Source organism: Halomicrobium urmianum (genome assembly GCF_020217425.1).
GTDB lineage: Archaea > Halobacteriota > Halobacteria > Halobacteriales > Haloarculaceae > Halomicrobium > Halomicrobium urmianum.
Map to the genome: position 1 here is coordinate 1,521,625 of NZ_CP084090.1, position 20,986 is coordinate 1,542,610.

Annotated in this window: 22 protein-coding genes and 2 pseudogenes; 12 read left to right on the forward strand and 12 right to left on the reverse strand. The window is 69.3% G+C overall.

Annotated elements, in window-relative coordinates:
* Positions 1 to 6: 6 nt before the first annotated feature.
* From LCY71_RS21665 to LCY71_RS07365, 5 genes and pseudogenes are all read left to right on the forward strand, one after another.
* Positions 7 to 870, forward strand: a pseudogene (locus tag LCY71_RS21665) (glycoside hydrolase family 5 protein); the annotation flags it as partial.
* 245 nt (positions 871 to 1,115) lie between these two features.
* A pseudogene (locus LCY71_RS21670) lies at positions 1,116 to 1,718 on the forward strand (sugar-binding protein); the annotation flags it as partial.
* A gap of 92 nt (positions 1,719 to 1,810) precedes the next feature.
* Positions 1,811 to 1,936, forward strand: coding sequence for a sugar-binding protein (locus tag LCY71_RS21675; protein ID WP_373325160.1), 126 nt, complete (start codon positions 1,811 to 1,813; stop codon positions 1,934 to 1,936).
* A 298-nt stretch (positions 1,937 to 2,234) separates the two neighbouring features.
* Positions 2,235 to 2,753 carry a Holliday junction resolvase Hjc gene (hjc, locus tag LCY71_RS07360; RefSeq protein WP_225335715.1) on the forward strand — a complete coding sequence of 173 codons (519 nt, stop codon included), beginning with the start codon at positions 2,235 to 2,237 and terminating at the stop codon, positions 2,751 to 2,753.
* Between the two features lie 275 nt (positions 2,754 to 3,028).
* Positions 3,029 to 3,853, forward strand: a complete 825-nt coding sequence (locus LCY71_RS07365) for an FRG domain-containing protein (protein WP_225335716.1) — start codon at positions 3,029 to 3,031, stop codon at positions 3,851 to 3,853.
* A gap of 18 nt (positions 3,854 to 3,871) precedes the next feature.
* Here the strand turns inward: LCY71_RS07365 and LCY71_RS07370 are convergent, their stop codons facing one another.
* The 3 genes from LCY71_RS07370 to LCY71_RS07380 all read right to left on the reverse strand — a co-directional run bounded on the left by LCY71_RS07370 (position 3,872) and on the right by LCY71_RS07380 (position 5,223).
* Entirely contained in the window at positions 3,872 to 4,069 is a 198-nt protein-coding gene (locus LCY71_RS07370) for a helix-turn-helix transcriptional regulator (protein ID WP_225335717.1), read from the reverse strand.
* A complete protein-coding gene (locus tag LCY71_RS07375) occupies positions 4,066 to 4,461 on the reverse strand; it encodes a DUF2178 domain-containing protein (protein ID WP_225335718.1) in 396 nt (131 codons plus the stop codon). The genes LCY71_RS07370 and LCY71_RS07375 overlap by 4 nt, the downstream gene beginning before the upstream one ends.
* Before the next feature lie 132 nt (positions 4,462 to 4,593).
* Positions 4,594 to 5,223: an SWIM zinc finger family protein gene (locus LCY71_RS07380; RefSeq protein WP_225335719.1), complete on the reverse strand. Its 630-nt coding sequence runs from the start codon at positions 5,221 to 5,223 to the stop codon at positions 4,594 to 4,596.
* 150 nt (positions 5,224 to 5,373) lie between these two features.
* On the opposite strand from LCY71_RS07380, the gene LCY71_RS07385 reads away from it, so the two are divergent.
* Entirely contained in the window at positions 5,374 to 5,583 is a 210-nt protein-coding gene (locus LCY71_RS07385) for a DUF7472 family protein (protein ID WP_225335720.1), read from the forward strand.
* 68 nt (positions 5,584 to 5,651) lie between these two features.
* Here the strand turns inward: LCY71_RS07385 and priL are convergent, their stop codons facing one another.
* Positions 5,652 to 6,713: a DNA primase regulatory subunit PriL gene (priL, locus tag LCY71_RS07390; RefSeq protein ID WP_225335721.1), complete on the reverse strand. Its 1,062-nt coding sequence runs from the start codon at positions 6,711 to 6,713 to the stop codon at positions 5,652 to 5,654.
* Positions 6,714 to 6,872: 159 nt separating this feature from the next.
* On the opposite strand from priL, the gene LCY71_RS07395 reads away from it, so the two are divergent.
* Positions 6,873 to 8,207, forward strand: a complete 1,335-nt coding sequence (locus tag LCY71_RS07395) for a metallophosphoesterase (protein ID WP_225335722.1) — start codon at positions 6,873 to 6,875, stop codon at positions 8,205 to 8,207.
* 18 nt (positions 8,208 to 8,225) lie between these two features.
* Here the strand turns inward: LCY71_RS07395 and LCY71_RS21400 are convergent, their stop codons facing one another.
* From LCY71_RS21400 to LCY71_RS07405, 3 genes are all read right to left on the reverse strand, one after another.
* Positions 8,226 to 8,354 (reverse strand): hypothetical protein, encoded by a 129-nt coding sequence (locus LCY71_RS21400; protein WP_263654243.1) that lies wholly within the window; start codon positions 8,352 to 8,354, stop codon positions 8,226 to 8,228.
* Between the two features lie 160 nt (positions 8,355 to 8,514).
* On the reverse strand, positions 8,515 to 9,126 hold the full coding sequence (locus tag LCY71_RS07400; RefSeq protein ID WP_225335723.1) for a cell division protein CdpA domain-containing protein: 612 nt from the start codon (positions 9,124 to 9,126) through the stop codon (positions 8,515 to 8,517).
* A 114-nt stretch (positions 9,127 to 9,240) separates the two neighbouring features.
* Complete coding sequence (locus tag LCY71_RS07405) at positions 9,241 to 9,984, reverse strand: DNA polymerase sliding clamp (RefSeq protein ID WP_225335724.1); 744 nt, start codon at positions 9,982 to 9,984, stop codon at positions 9,241 to 9,243.
* A 217-nt stretch (positions 9,985 to 10,201) separates the two neighbouring features.
* Between LCY71_RS07405 and LCY71_RS07410 the strand changes: the two genes are divergently transcribed.
* The gene (locus LCY71_RS07410) at positions 10,202 to 10,819 is read left to right on the forward strand and encodes a PGF-CTERM sorting domain-containing protein (protein WP_225335725.1); all 618 of its coding nucleotides are present in this window, start codon (positions 10,202 to 10,204) and stop codon (positions 10,817 to 10,819) included.
* 18 nt (positions 10,820 to 10,837) lie between these two features.
* On the opposite strand, the gene nirK is transcribed toward LCY71_RS07410, so the two are convergent.
* Positions 10,838 to 11,926 carry a copper-containing nitrite reductase gene (gene nirK / locus LCY71_RS07415; RefSeq protein ID WP_225335726.1) on the reverse strand — a complete coding sequence of 363 codons (1,089 nt, stop codon included), beginning with the start codon at positions 11,924 to 11,926 and terminating at the stop codon, positions 10,838 to 10,840.
* Between the two features lie 218 nt (positions 11,927 to 12,144).
* Here nirK and LCY71_RS07420 point away from each other — a divergent pair, with 218 nt between their 5' ends.
* Positions 12,145 to 12,933, forward strand: coding sequence for a 23S rRNA (uridine(2552)-2'-O)-methyltransferase (locus LCY71_RS07420; protein WP_225335727.1), 789 nt, complete (start codon positions 12,145 to 12,147; stop codon positions 12,931 to 12,933).
* 28 nt (positions 12,934 to 12,961) lie between these two features.
* Here the strand turns inward: LCY71_RS07420 and LCY71_RS07425 are convergent, their stop codons facing one another.
* From LCY71_RS07425 to LCY71_RS07435, 3 genes are all read right to left on the reverse strand, one after another.
* Positions 12,962 to 13,684, reverse strand: a complete 723-nt coding sequence (locus LCY71_RS07425) for a queuosine precursor transporter (RefSeq protein ID WP_225335728.1) — start codon at positions 13,682 to 13,684, stop codon at positions 12,962 to 12,964.
* Positions 13,668 to 13,847 carry a ribbon-helix-helix domain-containing protein gene (locus LCY71_RS07430; RefSeq protein WP_225335729.1) on the reverse strand — a complete coding sequence of 60 codons (180 nt, stop codon included), beginning with the start codon at positions 13,845 to 13,847 and terminating at the stop codon, positions 13,668 to 13,670. The genes LCY71_RS07425 and LCY71_RS07430 overlap by 17 nt, the downstream gene beginning before the upstream one ends.
* Positions 13,848 to 13,957: 110 nt before the next feature.
* Positions 13,958 to 16,120: a twin-arginine translocase subunit TatC gene (locus LCY71_RS07435; RefSeq protein ID WP_225335730.1), complete on the reverse strand. Its 2,163-nt coding sequence runs from the start codon at positions 16,118 to 16,120 to the stop codon at positions 13,958 to 13,960.
* Positions 16,121 to 16,228: 108 nt separating this feature from the next.
* Between LCY71_RS07435 and tatC the strand changes: the two genes are divergently transcribed.
* Together tatC and LCY71_RS07445 are read left to right on the forward strand one after the other, a co-directional pair.
* Complete coding sequence (gene tatC, locus LCY71_RS07440; RefSeq protein ID WP_225335731.1) at positions 16,229 to 18,040, forward strand: twin-arginine translocase subunit TatC; 1,812 nt, start codon at positions 16,229 to 16,231, stop codon at positions 18,038 to 18,040.
* A 260-nt stretch (positions 18,041 to 18,300) separates the two neighbouring features.
* Entirely contained in the window at positions 18,301 to 19,209 is a 909-nt protein-coding gene (locus LCY71_RS07445) for a cupredoxin domain-containing protein (RefSeq protein ID WP_225335732.1), read from the forward strand.
* Positions 19,210 to 19,212: 3 nt separating this feature from the next.
* Here the strand turns inward: LCY71_RS07445 and larE are convergent, their stop codons facing one another.
* Positions 19,213 to 20,094, reverse strand: a complete 882-nt coding sequence (gene larE / locus LCY71_RS07450; protein WP_225335733.1) for an ATP-dependent sacrificial sulfur transferase LarE — start codon at positions 20,092 to 20,094, stop codon at positions 19,213 to 19,215.
* Between the two features lie 144 nt (positions 20,095 to 20,238).
* Between larE and LCY71_RS07455 the strand changes: the two genes are divergently transcribed.
* Complete coding sequence (locus tag LCY71_RS07455) at positions 20,239 to 20,955, forward strand: MinD/ParA family ATP-binding protein (protein WP_225335734.1); 717 nt, start codon at positions 20,239 to 20,241, stop codon at positions 20,953 to 20,955.
* Positions 20,956 to 20,986 lie beyond the last annotated feature (31 nt).

The following is a 20,986-nucleotide window of genomic DNA, read 5'->3' on the forward strand; positions in this document are numbered from 1 at the left end:
GTGAAAATGGACAGGCGGCAGTTCCTGGCCGGAACGGCGGCCGGAGCAGCGGGCGCGCTGGCCGGCTGTTCGGACCGGAGCGAGTCCGCAAGCGCGTCTCGCCCGCCGCGGCTGAGCGTAGAGGGACGATGGCTGACCGATCCTGACGGGCATCGGGTCGTCCTCAGGGGGGTCAACGTCGTCGACCCCCGGTGGGGCGTCCGGAACGAGGACGAGCGCGGCAAGGGCTACCGGGACACGTTGCGGCTGGCGACCGACGCCGACGCCGGCTGGCACGCGCGAGTCCTCCGGGTCCCGGTCACGCCCGCTTCCGTGCGGGCCGCGAGGCTGGGAACGCTCCTCGAGGACTACCTCGACCGGGTCGTCGAACTGGCGGCAGAGCAGGGCGTGTACGTCCTCATCGACTACCACGCCATCGAGCGGTACGACACCTCCGAGATCGACACCAGGCTCCGGGAGTTCTGGGACCGCGTGGCGCCGCGGTACGCCGACGAGGCCCACGTCCTCTACGAGCTGTTCAACGAACCGACCGAGCCGGCCGGGAACGGAATCGAGAGCTGGCGGGCCTGGCGCGAGACGGCCCAGCCGTGGGTCGACCTGATCCGCGACCGGGCGCCGGAGACGCCGGTCCTCGTCGGGTCGCCGCAGTGGACGTCGATGACCCGCTTCGCGCCGGAGGCCCCCTTCGACGGGGAGGACCTGCTGTACACGGTCCACCTGTTCCCCTCCTGGGAGCGGGACACCTGGGAGGCGAACTTCGGCGATCCGGCCCTCGACGTGCCCGTCTTCGTCACCGAGTGGGGGTACGCCAACGCCGACGGCGAGCGATACGAACCGCACATGGTCGGCACGACCGAGGACTGGGGCCGGCCGTTCCGGCGGTGGACGGAGACGCACCCGGACGTCAACTGGTGCGCCTGGACGTTCGACTCCCACTGGGCCCCCAACATGTTCGACCACGACTGGAACCTGCTGGGCGGCGACGACTACATGGGCCAGTTCACGAAGGAGTGGCTCCGGGACGCCCGCGACGAGCACCCCGTGTCCGGCGACGCCACGTCGACTATCGCCGAGGGCGCCCCGGCGCCGCCGGCGGCGTGCGCGTCGAGAAGGTGGTGCCGACCCGGGTCGACCTCGCCTGGGACGGAGCCGACGGCGTCGCCCAGTACCGCGTGGCCGTCGACGACCGGGTCGAGATACTGCCCGGCACCGCCACCGGTGCGTCGATCGGCGACCTCACTCCCGGCGAGACATACCGGTTCGCCCTCGTCGCCGTCGGCAGCGACGGGGCCACCTCCGACTCGACGGCGGTCACCGCCACCCCGCCGAAGCCGACCGAGCCCGCCGCGACGATTCCCCGGACCCCGACCGTCCCCGAGATCGACGGCGCGGTCGACGACGCCTGGTCTGACGTCCCGAGCCACGCCATCGACCGGACGGTGGTGTCCACCGACGTCGAGACCGACCTGGTCGCCTCCTGGCGGGCGCTGTGGGACGAGACGGCGCTGTACGTCCTCGTCGACGTGACCGACGGCGACGCCTGGACCGACTCCACCAAGAGCTGGAACGACGACTCCGTCGAGGTGTACCTCGACCCCGACGACAGCCGCGAGGACGAGTACGACGGGGAGAACGACCGCCAGTTGATCGTCCCGCGCGATTGGGAGCGGATCCTGTCCGGCGCCAACTCCGCCGGCGACACCGAGGCGATCGAGTTCGCCCGGACCGAAACCGACGACGGCTACCGCGTCGAACTCGCCGTCCCCTGGGACGTGCAGGGGTCGACCCCACACTCGGCCATCGGATGGGCATGGACGTCCACGTCATCGAGGACCACGACGGCGGCGAACGCGACGAGAAGCGGGCCTGGTACGCCACCGACGACACCGCGTGGGAGAACCCCCAGACGTTCGCCGTCGTGCGGCTGGGTGAGTAGCGGTGGGCTTCGTATCGACGGAAGATACGAACAGCCGGACAGCCCCGGCCTTTTCAGGCCAGCCCAGCGCCGGTCGATCAGCCGACCTGGGCGGGACCGAAAGGGTCAGTCGCTCGGCGGAGACGGACGACGCAAGCACCGCAGGAGCGAACGGAGTGAGCGACGAGGAGCGCGGCGAGTGCATCGAGCCGAACGACTGGGGACTTGCTGGCCGTTCACACGCTCTTCCACGGTACGAAAAGCAGCTAGTGGTCGTCCCGTCAGAGCTTTCACCGCCCACCGTTCAGCACCCACAGGAATGGCGAACTCGAACGCGAAAGGGGACAGACGCGAGCGCGAACTGGTCAACGCGCTCGACCAGGCCGGCTTCGCGGTGATGCGCGCGCCCGCCAGCGGGTCGGCGACCGAGCGGGAACTGCCAGACGTGCTCGCCGGCGACGGCAACCGCTTCTACGCCGTCGAGGCCAAGTCCAGCGCCGGCGACCCCATCTATCTGGACGGCGAGGAGGTCGAGGCGCTGCTCTTTTTTGCCCGGAACTTCGGCGCCAAGCCCCGCATCGGCGTCCGCTTCGACCGCGAGGACTGGTTCTTCTTCCACCCCGGCGACCTCCACGTCACCGACGGAGGCAACTACCGCGTCAAGAGGGAGACGGCGCTGTCCGAGGGCACCGACTTCGAGGAGTTCGTCGGCCACTCCGAGAAGGTGACCCTCGCGGAGGTCGGCGACGCCGGGCCCGACCAGGCGACGCTCGACGTCCTCTCGGCGTTCGAGCGCGGCGACCTCTCGAAGGAGGAGGCCGCGGAGATGCTGGAATAGCGTGGTCTGAGCGAAGCGAAGACCACGTTGAAGCCGAACGGCGACGGAGGAGCCGTGAGGCAGCGAGGGACCGACCGCAGGGAGGGCCCTCGAACATGCGAGCGGGAGCCGAACGGAGTGAGCGCCACATTACGCGAGCGGGAGCCGAACGGAGTGAGTGACGCGCGAGCAGCGCGGTTCCGGCCCCGCCCGGACCACGACGTGGGCGAGTCGACGGACAGTCGAACCGCCCGACGGCACTACATACTTCGGCCCGAGGCTCCTACCGACGGGTAGTGACGACCGACCGCGTGGCCGAGTCCTGGACCGAGGCGCAGGAGCTGCTGTACGCGGAGTCGTGGAACGAGGAGATCAATCGGTATCGGCCGGGCTACGCCTACCGGGGCGTGCCGGACGCGGAAAACGACCTCCGGACGTCGCTGCAGCGGCTGGGCGGGGACGACGAGTACGGTGCGACCGTCGAGCGGGACCTGCTGCGGAACTTCACCAAGTACGCGCAGGCCGAGGACGGGACGGCCGACGGGGGCGTCTGGCACCGGCTGGCGCTCGCCAAGCACCACGGCCTCCCGACCCGGCTGCTGGACTGGACGTTCTCGCCGCTGGTGGCGCTGCACTTCGCGACGGCGGAGCTCGACCGGCTGGACCGGGACGGCGTCGTCTGGCTGGTCGACCTCCAGGCGGTGGAAGCGCGGCTACCGCCGGAGCTGTCGGAGCCGCTGGCCTCCGCCGACGTCTACACGGCCGACGGGCTCGCCGAGCAGGCCGGGACGCTGTCGGACTTCGAGACGCTGTTCGACGACCACGAGCCGGCCCCGGTGTTCTTCGAGCCGCCGGCCGTGGACGACCGGATCGTCAACCAGTACGCGCTGTTCTCGGTGTTCCCCGATCCGACCGCGCGGCTCGACGAATGGCTGGCCGACAACCCCGACTGCTATCGCCGCGTCGTGATCGACAGCGACGCCAAGATGGAGATTCGGGACAAGCTCGACGCCGCGAACGTCAACGAGCGCCTGCTGTTCCCGGGGCTGGACGGGCTGGCCGACTGGCTGGAGCGGTACTACACGCCGATCGACGCGGCCGACGCCGGGCCACCGGAGTGAGGCCGGGGTAGAAGCCGATCACTCCAGGTCGGGGTCGAACAGGTCCTCGATGGAGCAGTCGAAGTGATCGGCGAGCGCGAAGGCGAGTTCGAGCGACGGATCGTACCGGTCGCGCTCGATGGCGTTGATAGTCTGGCGAGTGACGCCGACCGCCTCGGCGAGGTCCGCCTGGCTCAGCCCGTCGCGGTCGCGGAGTTCCGGGAGCCGGTTTTTCATTGCCGTCGACGCCCGACGAGGAGGAGGGCGCCGTACGTCCCGTACACGACGGGAACAGTCAGGGCGATGGGCACCAGCCACTCGGGCCAGGTCGCGTACCCGAGCGCGACCAGGGCGGTGAGGGTCGGGAAGAAGACCGCACACGCCCAGCCGAACAGCGCGAGCGTCCGCCCGGCGGCCCGCTGGTGGATCCGCCGGTCCCGTTCGTCGAACAGCGCGCCGGGATAGGTGACCTGTAGGTACCCCGCCGCGCCGAGCAGGAGCGCGAAGCCGGCGACGCCCGCGAGCGGTCGGCCCGCAGCGACGAGCAGCCCGAGCGCGAGTCCCGAGAGTCCCGACAGCGCGCCGTACGTGAGCCGATACGTCCGTTCTGATCGGGCGTGTGTCGACATCGTAGTGGCCTCCGTGTAAAGGAGACGTTCCGTAAAGCCTCCTTTACAGTAAAGCATGCTTTACACACCAGCATAAAACCAGGGGGTCGGCGTACAGACCGGTCGTGTCGCCGCCAACAGCCGCGAGCGCCGTCAGGCCACGAGGGCGGCGTCGTCAGCCTCGGCCAGCCGCGAGAGGGGGAAGGAGTACGTGCGCTGGCGATCGCGGCCGAGGTCCGAGAGGTAGCTCACCTCGATCACGAGGTCGTCGGCCGGGTAGTCCCGGTTGGTGGCGTACTCGGCGACGGTGCAGTCGGCGGCGTCGATCCGGACGTCGTCGGCCCGCTCGTCCGTGACGCGCTGGACGACCAGCCTGTCGCCCGTCTCGCGGTCCTGGACGACGTCGCCGGGCTCGACGTAGCAGGCGTCACAGAGGTGCGGCCGGTCGGCGTCCTCGTCGACGAACGTCTCCGTGCCGCAGGCGTCGCAGACGGCCCGCACGTGCCCCGGTGGCGGCACGCGACGGGAGGTGATCTCGAGGGCGACCCGCCGGAGGTGCTTGCACTGCTGGTGGCGGATCTCGTGGTCCGGACAGGTGCAGGTGCGCTCGGACAGGTCCACGACGTAGGTCGCGCCGCTCTCGGAGTCGACGGCGTATTCGGCCCCACCGAGATGCCGGACGGCCATCCGCTCCGTCCAGGCGCGCGCCGACCGCTCGTCGAGCCGTCGGAGGTCCGGTGCGAGTGCGGTCCGCGTGTCGTCGTCGGGAGTGTCGATGAGCATTGTCAGTCCCGGACGCGGTCGTTTTCCCGCTTGCGTCCACTCGAAACGTAGGTGCTGGAACTGGGTAAACCCCTCGCCCGGAGACGACATGCCCGTCGGGCGGCCCGGTGCTTCGAAGCGCTTTTGCCGGGGCCGGGGATACGGCCGAGCATGGATATCGAGCGGGAGACGGTCATGCAGATCTTCCTGTCCCTCGTCGCGGTCGGGATCTTCATCGCCGCCGCCGTGTTCGTGAGCGCGAACTACGGGACGAACGGCAACCTGAGCGCTCAGGGCGGACAGTTCCTGGTCGGGGTGATCGGGCTGTTCGTCGTGCTGATGGTGGCGGCCGGCCTGTGGCTGGAGCGCCAGGAGTTCTGAGAACGGCGGCGCTGGCGGACAGTCAACTGTTCTACGAGAATCCGGAAGACGGCCGAGCAGCGGCCCAGTCAGGCGTCCTGGGCCTCGCGCCAGTCCTCGAGTTCGTCGTCGTCAGCGTCGTCGATGGCCTGTTCGTAGTAGGCCATGGGATGGGAGATGCGCTCGCAGCGGTCGTCCATGTTGACGCAGTCGCCGTACGACTGCATCGTCGCGCAGGCGGGCGTGGAGTACTCCGTCGGCGAGGTGTCGCCGCGGATGTGGTTCACCTGGTAGCGGGTGGCCTCCTCGCCGAAGCCGGGGTTGACCTGGAACAGTTCGACGATCTCGTCGGTGGTCATGCCGATGCCGGCGAGGAAGGCGGCGATGGCGAACCGCGAGTGGTGTTCGAGGTGCTCGCCCTTCTGGACCCGGTCGAGCAGCGACTTCATGCAGGGCGGGAACAGGTCCGGGACGACGGTGTCGATGTCCCGCGTGAGGTCCAGTTCGGCCAGCACCTCGTGGATGCGAGCGACCTCGTCGTCCAGTTCCGCGGCGATGGCCTCCGGGACGGGGAATGGGAGACCGTCCTCGATGCGATGCCGGACGGCCTGCTTGAGCAGGGTGTGGAGCTCGTCGGCGGTCACCGGCACCTCTCCGTCGGTCAACTGGCGGTTGACGAGGCGCCACTCGTCGCCCCACTGGTCGGCCGCGAGGTCGAGGTACGAGCCCACGTCGACGCGGTAGCCGTCGGGCGTCTCGCGGACGGCGTCGACGAGGCTGAACTCGGACAGGAGCGTCCGCAGGTCGAGCGATTCGCTGTCGCCGTAGCTCAGGTCGTCCGTGACGGTGAACTCCTCGGTGAACCGCTCGCGGGCCGTCGCGGCCTCCGCCTGGGCGTACTTCCGGGTGCAGATGTGCTGGTCGACCAGCGAGACGAGCACCCGCGCGACGGGGTAGGAGAGGAGTTCGACGCGGGTGCGCCTGTGGGACTCGCCGACGCTGTCCTCGGTGATCGCCCCCTCGACGCGCTCCACGGCGCGCGCGACGACCGCGTCGTTCGTGGCCACGACCTCCCCGAGATCGACGTCTGCGGCCTCGACGGCCTCCCTGGCCGACTGGAGGAACGGGTAGCGCGCGTGGAGGGGCTTCATCGCCCACCCGTTGCGTGCGGGCGCGAATAAATTCGGTGGTCGGACGCGGCCCTCCGCGATCAGTTGACAGGATCCGTCGGGTCCCCCGCGGTCCTCGCGGCGATGCGCCGACGCCCCCGGGCGAACACATATCCGTCGGACGGCCATACGTGTGTGGAGATGGCCGAGGACCACGGCGAGCCGGTCTACTACGTCGTCAGTGACCTGCACATCGGCGGCGACGAGCAGCTCGAACACGTCGAGTTCCTCGACGAACTGCTCGCCTTCCTGCAGCGGCTGGAAGCGACCGACGAGGACGCGGAGCTGATCATCAACGGCGACGCCTTCGGCCTCTGGGAGTTCACGGGGCTGGAGGGACTGGCAAAGTTCGACGCGCTGGAAGCGACGTACCCGGAGCTGTTCGAGCAGTTCCGCGCGACCGGCGAGACCGTCCCGATCACCCTGCTGCCCGGCAACCACGACCACGAGCTGGCCGCCTACGACGCGTACGTCGACCGGTTCGCCAAGTACAACGTCGAGCTCGTGCCCGAGCAGTCGCTCACGCGCACGGTCGGCGACCGGGCGATCCACTTCGAGCACGGCCACCAGCGGGACCCCAACAACCGGATCGAGGACTGGGGGAGCCCCCACGCGACGCCGCTGGGGTACTACTACAACACCCTCGTGACCAGCCGCGCCGGCCAGCTCTCGAACCGCGGCCGCTACAACTGGCTGAAGGACGTCCAGGCCGTGACGCCGACCGAGCGGATGCCCGCATGGCTCATCTCGAAGTACTTCTACCGCGAGATGCACCCGCTGCTGCGGTACGCGCTAGTCCCCTTCCTCCTGCTGTTCAACGTCAGCGCGCTGCTGGCGGTGCTGGTGGGGCTAGACCTCGCCGGCGTCTGGTCGATGCCGCTGGCCCAGACCGAGGCCTTCCTCGGCCAGTTCGGCACGGCCGGCGCCGCGCTGTGGTTCCTGCTCGCGGTCAACGTCGCCGTCGCGGGGCTGCTGGTGCTGGTCGGGATCCCGCTGTACTTCATCCGCCGGGACGTCCGGCGGACGATCCAGCGCTTCGGCGTCTTCGAGACGGCGCTGACCGTCGACGCCGAGGCTCCCTACGAGGCGGCCGCCCGCGAGGTCTTCGACGAGCAGCGGGAGACGGCGATCTTCTGCTACGGCCACACCCACCGTCCGACCCTGCAGGCGATCGACGGCGGCCTGCTGGTCAACACCGGGACCTGGCTGAAGCGGCTGCACCGCCGCGACGGCGTCATCGGGATCCTCCCGCCGGTCTTCTACCCCACCTACCACATCCCCGTCGTCCGCATCGCCGCCGAGGAGGAGGGCGTCGCCGTCGAGTTCGAGGAGATAGAGAAGTCCAACCCCGGGCCGGAGGAACTCACGCTCACCGAGCGCCTGCTCACCGTGGGCCGAGTGCCCGACCCCGACCTCCCCGGCCGCGCGGTCGTCGCGGGAGAGCAGATCGCGGCGGCGCCCGCCGTCGACGACTGAAGCGGCGCACGGTCGCGGTCACAGGCCCCGTTCCTCGAAGTCCGCCAGCGTGACCGCGTAGCCGCCCTCGCCGAGGTCGTGGGTCGCGTCGGTCGTCGGATAGCACCCGTCCCGCGGGTAGAATCCGCTTTCGCGTCCGGGCCGCATCGACCGTTGCGGTAACCCCGACGTGTGACCGTCAAACGCGTCTATTGAGCGCACAAACGTCGCGTTTCCCCGCGTTCCGAGACGGGCCACCAGAACGGATCGCCTCCGGAAATCGCTCCCGCTCGCATTGAAGGACGTTCCTCGCTACGCTCGGATCACCCTACTCCTCGAACTTCTCCTCTAGCTCCTGAATGACCTGCTCAGTGTTCCCGCCGTCGCCGCGGACCGCCTGCTGGTACTGGCGGTACTGGTCCCGCGGGACTTCGACGGTCTTCGTCTCGCCCTGGCGGGTCAGCTCCAGTTGCACCGTCCCGCCGGGCGTGTTCCGCAGGCGATAGCTCGCTATGGCAGTGAACACGAACCAGAAGGCCACCGAGCCGCCAAGGAAGTACGTCAGTGCCGTGGGGAAGGCCAGCGACTGGCCCGTGCCGGTCCACCTCGTCGGGTAGGCGCGAGCGAACAGGGCGACACCGGCGAGACAGCCCACGGTGCCGACGAGGACGCCGAGGCGCTGGCGGCGGCTGGCGGGCAGCACGACCACGACGCCGGCCATCGACGCCGGGACGCCCAGGCCGGCGAGGACGCCGGCGAGCCACTGGGCCTCGGTGGTCGTCTCGGCACCGGCTACGGCCGAGAGCGACGTCGTCACGACGAGGATGCCGGCGACGACGGCAAGCAGGCCGAGGGCGAACAGCGCCCCGCCCGCTGCGACGCGCCGGGGGTCCCGTCCCTCCCAGCGGCTGCCGGCGTAGGCCTCCCCGAGACTCTCCATGTGTGCGCCGTCGGTGCCCGCGTACAAAACGATACGTCAGACGCGCGTCCGACGGCGGGCGTCGAGCGCGGAGAAAGAGGGACGGCGTCGAGGTCGAGACCGGCGACGGGGTCGCTACTCGCTCTGGATGCGCGGCGCCAGCATGTAGGTGACCGATCCCTGACCCTCGGCGAAGTCGAAGTGGAGCTTCACGGGGAACTCCTGACCCAGTTCCATCCGGACTTCGGCGTCCTTCGGGATCGCCTTGTTCATGTTCTGCAGGTAGTCCAGCGAGAACAGAGAGTGGGCGTCGCCGGCGGTGAGGTCGATCAGGTCGTCCCGGTCGAGTTCGAGGTGGACGTCGTCGGTGTCGCCCTCGGCGTCGACGTAGAACAGTTCGGCGTCGGGGTCGACGCCCAGCGCGATGTGGTCGGAGACCATGTCCGCCGCGGTGACGGAGCGGTCGATGTCCCGGCCCTCGATGACGATGTGCGAGGAGAGGTCCAGATCGGGGAGGTCGGGCTCCTGACGGATGGAGTCGGGGTCGATGAGCGCCAGGGTGTACTCCAGACCGTCGATGGCGATGTGTAGCTTGCGGGTCTCCTCGTCGAGGTCGAGGTGGACGAGCTGGCCGGCGTCGGCCATGCCGGCGATGTCCTCGAGCCGGGAGAGGTTGACGCCGATCAGCCCGCCGTCGGTCTCGTAGGACTCGAAGGCGGCGGCGTCGAGCGTGAGATCCACCATCCCCACGTTGGCGGGGTCGACCGCCCGGATCTCGAGGCCCTCGTCCTCGAGGTGGATCTTGCACTCGTCGACCAGCACGCTCACCGAGTCGAGCGCGGCCTGGAGCGTGTCGGCGCTCACGATGGCGTTGAACATGTTGCTCCGGTATAGGCCCCGATCCTTTAAAAAGTCACTTCATTGCGCGCGCGCAGTATCAACGCTGGAGACGGCCGGAAGCGACGTGCAAGGGAATCGCTGACGCGGTTTCGATCCGGAGCCGAGGTTCGCTTTCGGGCCGGCTTGTCCCCAGCCGAATCGGCTTCTATTCCAGTCGAGCCACTCCTTTCCCGCCGTTGACCCTACAGACGGGTACATGACTGGACCGCCTCGCGGCCAGCGGACGCCCACGCGTCGATCCGTCCTCCGAACCTGTGCCGCCGGCCTCGGACTCGCCGCCGGCGCGACCTCCGTCGCCAGCGCCCAGGAGGACGACGCCCTGCAGGACGCCGTGATCCCCGCGCAGGAGCAGCAGTTCGACCAGAACCTCGTGGGCTTCTGGATCCACATCGGGGCGACGGTCGATCCGCTGGAGGCGAGCATCAGCGACCGGTGTGACTTCGTCGACTGGGGCGACGACGACACGCTGGCCTACGACGCGCAGTTGATCGACAAGACCGCCGACCCGGAGCAGTCGTCGATCACGCTCTACCTCAACCAGAAGGTGGACATCTCCCCGGGGACGCTGTTCATCATCAACGAGAACGTCGAGTGCGAGTCGGGGTACATGGGCGTCCGACTGGAGCGGGTCGGCATGGACCTCCAGGACGTCCGCGCCGCGGAGCCGGCGAGTCCGACCGAGACGGTCGACGACGGCGAGGGCGGGGGCGCCGAGGGGCCGGTCGACGGGGCGGGCCCCGGCTTCGGCGTCGCCGGCGCGCTGGCGGGCCTGACCGGTGCCGGCTGGCTCCTGCGGAAGCGAGACGGGGAATAGGAAACGACCGACCGCGGCTCAGGGCTCGGGGTCGAAGATGTCGGGCTGTGCCTCGCCCTCGGCCGTGATGACCGCCATCATGCCCTTCCGGGCGACCCGGGAGAGCGCGTGGTCGACCAGCTTCACCGGCCCGGGGACGTCGAACGACAGCGTGGCCATGGTACAGGACCCGGGCAGCACGGGCGTGGTCTGGATGTTCCGATTGGGCTCGCTGCCGATCCCGCCCTGGGGCCAGACCTCGTCCCAGACGGACCCGATCGGGTGGAAGTTCGACTGGAGGTTCGGGCCACCGGTGGCCATGAACACCCGGGCGGTGTCGCCGACGTCGACCGTCGGCGCGCCGTAGCCGTCGGGCGTGATGGCGTACTTCTCGCCGTTCATGAGGACGTAGGTCGGGTCCTCGGCGGCCATCGCGTCCATGTCGAAGTCGTGGTGGCCCTCCTCGCCGGCCTCGCCGGTGGTGTACAGCTCGTGCTGGCCGAAGTAGAACTCGTGGTCCACCTCGGGCAGCCCCTCCGGCGGCTCGACGAGGATGGCCCCGAACATCCCGCTGGAGATGTGGTAGTCCAGGTTCGGGACGGCGCAGTGGTAGATGAACAGGCCGGGGTAGGTCGCCTTGAACCGGAACTCCGCCGTCTCGCCGGGGGAGACCATCGACGCCTCCGCGCCGCCGCCCGGACCGCGGACGGCGTGGAGGTCGATGTTGTGCGGCATCGAGTTGCTCCCGTCGTTGGTGATGGTCATGTGGACCGTATCCCCCTGCCGGACCCGTATCATCGGCCCCGGAATCCGGTTCTCGAAGGTCATGTACGTGTACGTGACTCCCGGCTCGACCTCCGCGACGACCTCCGTGGTCGTCATCTCGATCTCGACTGTCCTGGGCGAACTCCGATCGATCGGACCGGGGACGTCAGTCGGATCGGCGGCGATGCGGTCGACGTCTGGCTCCTGTGGCTGGTTCATGGCTGGCTCCGTCGGCGTCTCGCTGGCTGCCGATTCCTGCTCGGTGCTGCCCGGAGCGCTCGCACAGCCGGCGACCGCTGCGGTCCCGGCCGCGCCCAGCGCCTTGAGCACTCGACGTCTCGTCGAGCGTGGGATAGTGGTCATGGATCCTACCTCCTCACATGCGAAGATGTGTGATGCTGCCCCATATACAGGGACGCGCGTTCTCAGCCGCCGGCAAGCGCTCTCGGCGCGCGAGAAGCGGTCCCGGGGTTCGGGAAGGCGATCGAACTCGTTCGGCTGTCGAACGACCTCACAGAACCGATCAGCCGACGGCGGCGAGAACGACACGTCTAACCGGGTCGACCGACTATCCGCTGGAAATGAGCGGCAAGGACAAGTACTACAACAAGGCCAAGCAGGAGGGGTATCGCGCCCGTTCGGCCTACAAGCTCAAGCAGCTCGACGAGACGACCGGCCTGCTGGGGCAGGGCCGGACCGTCGTCGACCTGGGCGCGGCGCCCGGCGGGTGGCTCCAGGTGGCCGCCGAGGCGGTCGGCCCCGAGGGCACCGTCGTCGGCGTCGACCGCCAGCGCATCGACGACCTCGAGGACCCCGACGCCACCGTCGAGTACGTCCGCGGGGACATGACCGACGAGTCCACCAAAGAGGAGATCCGCGAGCGCGTCGGTGCCGACGGCGAGGAGCGGCCGGTCGACGCCGTCGTCTCGGACATGGCGCCGAACATGACCGGTGAGTACGACCTCGACCACGCCCGCTCGGTCCACCTCGCGCGCCAGGCGTTCGACGTCGCGCTGGACGTGCTGGGCGCCGGCGGCGACTTCGCCGTCAAGGTGTTCGACGGCCGCGACCTCGACGACCTCGAGGAGGAAGTCGACGAGGAGTTCGAGTACGTCCGCCGGGTACGCCCCGACGCCTCCCGGGACTCCTCCTCGGAGCTGTACCTCGTCGCCAAGGGCCGGCTCACCGCGCCCGTCCGCGAGGGCGACGAACTGGAAGTGACGATCGAGGACGTCGGCAGCGAGGGCGACGGCGTCGCCAAGGTCGACGGATTCACCCTCTTCGTCGACGGCGTCGACGAGGGCGAGACCGTCGAGGTGCGCGTCGGCGACGTCAAGCCCAACTTCGCGTTCGCGGAGCCCGCGGAGTAGTCTTTCTCTTTCTCGAACGCGGGTCGAGTCAGTCGGCTCGCACGGCCTGCGGTTCGGCGCTCCGGCGCCGCGCGGCACCGACGACGGCGTAGACGAAGGGCGTGTCGAGGACGGCGATCCCGAGCTTGAAGAGGTACTGCCCGGCGACGAGGGCGACCGCCGTCTCCGGCGTCGTCGAGCCCAGCAGGACGAACCCGACGCCGACGAAGATGACGGTGTCGAGCAGCTGGCTGGTCGCCGTCGATCCGACGTTGCGCAGCCAGAGGTGGTCGCCGTCGGTCGCGTCGCGGAGCCAGTGAAAGGCGAACACGTCCCAGTTCTGGCTGACGACGTACGCCGCGAGGCTGGCGACGACGATGCTCGTGCTGGAGCCCAGCACCGAGCGGAACGCGGCGAGGTCGATCTGGCCGGGCGCCAACTGGGGGAGCGCGGGCGCCTCGATGGTGCTCCAGACGAGCGCCAGCAGCACGAAGTTCATCACGAACCCGACGTTCACGACGACCGTCGCTGCGCGGCGGCCGTACAGTTCGGCGTAGCAGTCGGAGGCGAAGAACGTCAGCGCGTACGCCAGCGCAGCGCCCGGGAGGACGAGCGACGCCCCGACGGCCGGCAGTTCGAAGGGAAGGCCGAACGCGAGCAACTTCGCGGCGGTCACCTGGGCGGCGACCAGCGCGGTCACGAACAGCCCGACGAGGGCGACCTGCGCGATCGACGGCGCGGCCCTGCCGCGCTCGTCACTCGCGCTCGTCATCCAGTCGTCCCTCCCGCTGGTCGATGTCGTCGAGCAGGTCCAGCGTCTTGCGGATCGACGCCCGGATCGCCTCGCTGCGGTTGACGAACTTGCCCTCCTCTCCGACGTGGCTGTCGAGGTCCTCGAGCAGTTCCTCGGGCACCTCGACGCTGATCTTCGGCATAATCGTGCGATAATCGCATGAGAATATAAGCTACGGGGTTCGTCGGGAGAGCGAGCGAGTGCATCAGCTATCGGCGGTGTCGCGTGAACGGGAACGAGCGCGAACCCGGATCAGTCGGCGGGTTCGCGCTCGGGCTTGGGCTCCCGGCGTCCGCCCAGCGTGTACAGCCACAGCAGTCCGAGGCCGATCAGGAAGAACACGGTCACCGGGATAGCGATGATGAACATCGTCCAGACGTCGTCCGGGGAAAACAGAACGCTGGCGACGAACACGCCCAGCGTGACGGTGCGCCACCGCTCCTGGATCGTCTGGAAGGTGACGATGCCGCCGCGGTGGAACAGCAACATAGTGATGGGAATCTCCACCAGCAGTCCGATCCCGACGGTCAGGAACAGGACGAGCCAGCCGAACTTGGCGACCCGGTAGGAGATGATCATGAAGGAGTTGAGCACGTCGTAGGCCAGCCAGGAGATGATCGTCGGCGCGACGTAGAGGAAACCGCCGACGGTGCCGCCGATCAGCGTGGCGATCACCGTGAACCCCCAGATACCGAGCATATTGCGGTCGCCGCGGACCCAGCCCCGTTCGAGCAGGGCCGGCCACGCGAAGTAGACCAGCAGTGGGAGGGCCGAGACGACGCCCAGTATCGTCGAGAACTTGACGATGAACACCAGGTGCTCGACGGGGTGGAGCGTGATGAACTGGACGTCGGCCTGCATCGTCGCCGGCAGGTTGGCGACGAAGATGCGCTTGATCCGGCCGATGCCGCCGGAGTAGAGGAAGACGAACGCCGAGCCGGCCACGAGCATGAACGTGCCGACCAGCCAGATGGCCTTCGAGGTCAGCGAGTCGAGGATGAAGGCGATGTCGTAGTAGTAGCCGCCGATGTCCTCCTCGGTGGTCTCCTCCTCGGTGAAGGAGTCGACCACGCCAGCGGTGGTCGAGGCGAGGACGCCGGTCTCGTCGTCCTCGCCCTCGGCCGCGTCGCCGTCGTCCTCGTTAGCGGTGTCCCAGCGGTCGAGGATCAGTTCGGCCTTCTCGGGGTCGTCGTCGCTCATCGCGTCGTCGGCGAGCTGGAGCGCCTCGGCCTCGCTGAGCTCCTTGAAGGCCTCGCGCGGGGCGCTGCGGACGGCGCCGGCCGACAGCTCACCGAGGTCGATGGCGGTCGGGTCGCCGAAGTTGCCGGCCTCGGCCGCCGCGACGTCCAGCTCCTTGACCATGTAGTAATAGAGGACCAGCAGCGCCGCGCCCAGGCCGACGAGGGCGGCGATCAGCGCCGTGGTCTCGGTCGACGAGAGCCCGAACCACGCGGGGCGAGCGAGGGTGTCGTAGTTGCTCGAAACCGTCGTCACGCCCGTCTCGATGTACTGGAAGAGCGCGCTGGCGATGACGTAGTACGTGACGCCGCCTGCGAGGACGGCCGCCGCGGCGAGCTTGTTCCAGCGGGCGCGCGCGACGTCGGTGGCGTCGACCACCTCGCCGGCCCGTTTCGTCAACACGAGCAGCTTCGAGATGCCGAGGCTGATGGCGTACAGGCCGACGAGCGGGGTCGCCCACATGACCTGCGTGAACGGGTCCGGCGGGGAGAACAGCGCCCCGAAGCCGAAGATGATGACGACTGCCCACTTCCAGTTGTCCCGGAACGTCTCGTAGGGGACGATGCCGGAGTAGCTCAGCGTGCTCATCACGAGCGGGAGCTGAGCGGCCAGGCCGAAGGATAGCGCCAGCAGCGCGACGAAGCCGACCCACTTGACGATGGAGTAGTGGGGCTGGAAGTCGGCCTGTCGGGCGTTGCCGGCTAGGAAGTCGAACATCAGGGGGAAGAACAGGTCGTACGCGTAGAGGATACCACCGGCGAACAGCCCGAGCGAGATCGTCACTATCGAGCCGACCTGCCACGTGGGGAGTTTCTCGCTGGGCCACTTGTCGCGTTCGCGGAGCGCGTCGCGACTGTAGTAGATCAGCAGCGGGAGGGCGACGATGATCCCGACCACCGCCCCGATCTTGAACTGCAACAGTATCACGTCGAAGGGCGTGACGGCGATGATCTCGGTCTCGTCGATCAGCGCCGAATCCATCTTCTCGTAGAGGAGGTCCTGGCGCAACCGGTCCCACAGGAAGTTCTGCAGGAGCATGATCGTCGCCAGGAGCACGAACACCCAGACGAGAAACACCTTCTGGAGGTGCGACTGTGCGGCCCCGAGCATCGACCCCAACGTGTCGCGACCGCTCTGGAGCGTTCGGACAGTGTCCTCGTCGAGACCGGCAGCCATGTCATCGACTCTAACCGACTCGCTGTTATCAATTTATTCATTGAATCGGGCGACGAGCGACGGCGCGAGAAGAAAGTTTACAATAGCCACCGGCCAAACCCGGGGCAGATGGGCGAGCGCGACGGCACCGACGACGCCGACGACGAGCCGACGCCGCCCCCCGAGGACGACGTCGGGGACGACGAGCCCGACGGCGGCGGGGGCGACGGCGGTGGGAGCGGGACCGCAGGGAGCGGTCCCGGGACGGCGAGCGGCGACGCCGAAAATGACGACAGCGGCGGCCCCAACCTCCCCGAGCGGAGCGACGGCGATGACGACGGGTACGACCTGTACGATCCGCCGACGACCGACGACTCCTGGGGATCGACCGATGACGTCCTCTCGGCCGCCGACGAATCGGGCGACGACGGTGACGGGAGCGATAGCGGCGGGAGTGAAGACGACGCTGACGCGCGCGAGCCCGACGACGAGGACGGGAACGACGCAGCGAGCGACGACGTCGTGACCGATCCCGGGCCGACGGGCGAGGACCTCGACATCAATCCCGCGGCCGAGGCGGACTACACGGGTGCTGCCGAGGAATCCGAGTCGGAGTCGGTTCCGAACCCCGAACGCAGCATGAGCAAACCGACCGACGGCGGGACGGTCCGCGGTGGCGACGGCGTCGGGGGGACCGGCTTCGACGAGACGGCTCCCGACGACGAGGAGATGCCGCTGGCAGACCACGTCGAGGAGATGGCGCTGCGTCTGCTGGCGGTGGGGCTCGTGATGTTCGGCGTCGCGGGCATCGTCCTCTTCTACTCGGACGAGCTGATCAACTTCCTGTGGTACTCGTTCATCGGCCCCGAGTACGGCGCCGTCTGTCCCGGACCGGAGTGTCCGCGCGACGTCCGGCCGCGCGTCTACCACCCGCTGGCGCTAGTGCTGGCGCGCCTGAAGGTGTCGACGATGGTCGGGTTCGTGCTGGCGCTGCCGGTCGCGGTCTACCAGACCTACCGGTTCATGCGGCCCGGCCTCTACCCCAACGAGCGCCGCTACTACCTCGCGGCGGTTCCGACGAGCCTCGTGCTCGCGGCCACGGGCATCGCGATGGCCTACTTCGCCGTGCTGCCGTCGCTGTTCTCCTACTTCCGGACCTACTCCGAGGAGGCCGCCGTCATCGCCTTCGGCCTCACGGAGACGTTCAACCTCATCGTCATCATGCTGGGCTTTTTCGCCCTGATCTTCCAGATCCCGCTGCTGGTGATGCTGGCGATCATGATGGGCGTCACCACCCGGGAGTGGATGCAGGACCGGCGGCTGTACTTCTGGGGTGGGTTCGCCGCGGTCGCCTTCGTGTTCAGCCCGGACCCGACCGGGATGGCGCCGCTGATCGTCGCCGTGACGATGATCGGCCTCTTCGAGGGGACGCTGACGCTGCTGCGGTGGGTCGGCGAGGGGAGCATCGTGCCCACCCCCGACGGCATGGCCGCGCGCCGGCCGCTGGCCTACCTCGCGGCCGCACTGGGCGGCTACCTGGTCAGTGCCGCGCCCGTGCCGACCGGCTACTACGGCCAGCTACCCGGTGTCGTCCGCGAGACGCTCGCCTACAACGGCCTGACGATCTACACGCCGCTGCTCATCGCCGGCGCACTGATCGCGCTGTTCGAGGGCGGCGCCTTCCTCCTGCGCCGGTTCGGTCACACGCGACGCGCGCTCAAGGCGCGGCTGGCCGTGGACAGCGCCCGCCGGCCCGTCTGGCTGGTCGCCATCGTCGTCGGGTACTTCGGCAGCCCGAACCCGCTGTTGCTCGAGGTCGTCGACGACGTCTCGCTGGCGCCGGTCTACGCGGCCGGGGTCGCCGTGGGCCTGATCGCCCTCTACGAACTGGCGATCGTGGTCCTGCGCTGGCGCGAGAACCGCGCGGCGGCCGAGGCCTGAGCATAGGGGGCCTCGACCGGTTTTCTAGGTCGACGCACCGTCCGGGAAGGGCGCCGTTATTTCGCTGTCGTCCGACTGCCGCGCGTCGAACCCGTCGCGCGTTCAGCCGACGTTAACTCCCATCGCGTCACCGGGGCGTCGGAGCGTCAGTTCGGACGTCTCGTCTGGCGGTCGCGACGGGTCGATAGTTCGACCATTGGTAACAAATAACACGTCATACGTTACTGATAACAAAGCGGGCGGGGGCCGACGTACGCTCTATGTCGGAGAAACGACCGACGCGACTGGGTTCGTACAGGCGCGACCTGATGAAGGCCCTCGGAGCGGGGGCCGGCGTGGCGGCGCTCGGCGGCGTCGCGACAGCACAGAGCGGCGACGACGACGGCGGGGTGGAGGCCGCCGACGACGGCGGCAACGCCGTCCACGAGGTCCTGACGTTGATCGGCCCCCCGACCCACCCGGAGCGCCCGGCGGACTTCTACTACCAGCCCACGGGCCTGCACGTCCAGCCGGGCGACGTCGTCCGCTTCCGGTTCGTGACGCCGGACCACAACGTTGTCTCGATGCACCCCGCGTACGGAATGCGGCGACGGGTGCCGACGGGCGTCGACGCCTTCTCGTCGCCGCTCCTGGGGTTCGAGTCGATTCCCGACGATCAGGTCGAGCCGCCGGAGCTACCGATGGAGGGCAGCGAGTCGGCTGGCGGTGACGAGGGCGGCACACAGGAAGCGGACGACGGCGAGAGCGAGGACGGGCCCGACCCGGCGACCTGGCTGCGCGCGTTCGAGACGCCGGGCGTGTACGACCTCATCTGCTCGCCCCACGAGGCGTTCGGAATGGCGATGCGGGTCGTCGTCGGCGACGAGACCGACGCGGCGTTCGAGACGTCGGACCCCGAGGCGCTCCCCGAACCGCGGGCCGGCCCGGTCGGACTGGCCCGGGTGACGCTGACCGATCCGGCGCTGGAACCGGAGACCGTCGTCGAGCAGGGGGCGGTCGCGTGGGAAGACCTCGAAGCGTGGAGCGACGCGGCGGCGGAAGAGGAGACGCCCGCCGGGACGCCGGCGGAGACGCCCGCGGCGGGCGACAACGAGACGGATGGAAACCTGACCAGCGGTACGCTGACGGACGAAAACCCGGCCGGCGGCAACGGGAGCGGCGGCTCCTGACGCCTACTCGTCGGCGACCGGATAGTCGGTGTCGAACACGTCGGCGACGACGGGTTCGTCGTCCTCGGCGTCGTCTTCGCCCTCCGGACTGACGCTCCCGGTCTGGTACCCGTGGAGGTCCAGCGTCACGTGGTCGAACCCGAGGTCGCCGACGTGGTCCCGCGCCGCGCGGACGAAGTCGGGGTCCAGCGCCACGTCCAGTTCCTCCTCGGCGACCTCGATGCGCGCGAGGCCGTCGTGGTCGCGAACGCGGAACTGCTCGAAGCCCCAGGTCCGCAGCAGGCGCTCGGCCTTCTCGACGCGTGAGAGGCGGTCCTCGGTCACCTCGAGTCCGGTCGGGATCCGCGAGGAGAGGCAGGCCATCGAGGGCTTGTCGGCGACCGAGAGGTCGTACTCGCGGGCGATCTCCCGGACCTCCTCCTTGGTGATGTCGTGCTCCAGCAGCGGCGAGTAGGCGTTCAGTTCCTCGACGGCGCGCAGCCCGGGTCGGTGACCCTCGCCGGGGTCGGAGGCGTTGGTGCCGTCGCAGACGATGTCGATGTCCAGCTCCCGGGCCCTGTCGTACATCGCCGAGAGGCGCATCGACCGGCAGTGATAGCACCGCTCCTCGTCGTTCTGGACGAAGGCCTCGCTGTCGAGCTCGCTGAACTCGACGATTTCGTGACGGATGCCGATCTCGTCGGCCACCCGGTTGGCGTCGACCAGTTCGGCCTCCGGGAGCGTCTCGCTCTTGGCGGTGCAGGCGACGGCGTCCTCGCCCAGCGCGTCGTGGGCGATCGCCGCCACCACCGACGAGTCCACGCCGCCGGAGAAGGCGATCAGCACGCCCTCGCGGTCGGCGAGATCCGAGCGAGCGGCCTCGAGCTTGGCCTCCACGGCTGTCATGCACCTTCGTTCGTCGCCCACGGCCAAAAGCCCGTTGCGTCGCCCGTTCGGGTGTCAACCGCCCGACTCGACCGGGCCCGCCGGCGGCCCCCGATATCGCGTTTGGCAATATTTTTCACCGTCTTTCCACAGCAACTAGCCGGGATGGGGAGTCGAAGCTACGCGATCGCAGGGGGGAAAGGAGGGGTCGGCAAGACGACGACCACCGTCAACGTGGTCGCGGCGCTGGGGGCGTCGGGTCACTCCGTGGGCGTCGTCGGCGCCGACCTCGCGATGCCGAACCTCGGTGCGGTCCTCGGCGTCGAGGCCGACGCGACGCTGCACGACGTGCTCGCCGGCGCGGCCGACCTGGAGGCGGCTCTCGCCCGCGTCGACGGGCTCGCCGTCGTCCCGGGAGACCCGCGGCTGGACCGCTACCGGCGGGCCGATCCGGCGGGACTGCGCGACGTGATCCGGCGGCTCGCCACCGCCGTCGACGTCGTCCTGGTCGACACCGGCGCCGGGCTGACCCACGAGTCGCTCGTCCCGTTCGGGGCCTGCGACGGCGTCGTCCTCGTGACCACGCCCGACCGCGCGGCGGTCGACGACGCGGCCAAGACGGCAGAGCTGGTCGCCGAGGTCGACGGCACCGTCGCGGGCGTCGTCGCTGCCCGGGCGGACGAGGCGGGCGCCGAGCGCGTCGACGCCGACGTCCCGGGGTCGCTTCTGGGTCGCGTCCCCGACGCCCCGGACCTCGCCGGGGACGAACCGGTCGTCGAGACGGCACCGGACAGCACCCTCGCCGACGCACACCGCGAGGTCGCCGACGCGCTCGCCCCGCAGCCGGACGGGGGTGCCGCCGCGACGGCCAGCGACGGGTGAGAAGCGTCGCTGCTGGCCGCGTGTCACACGG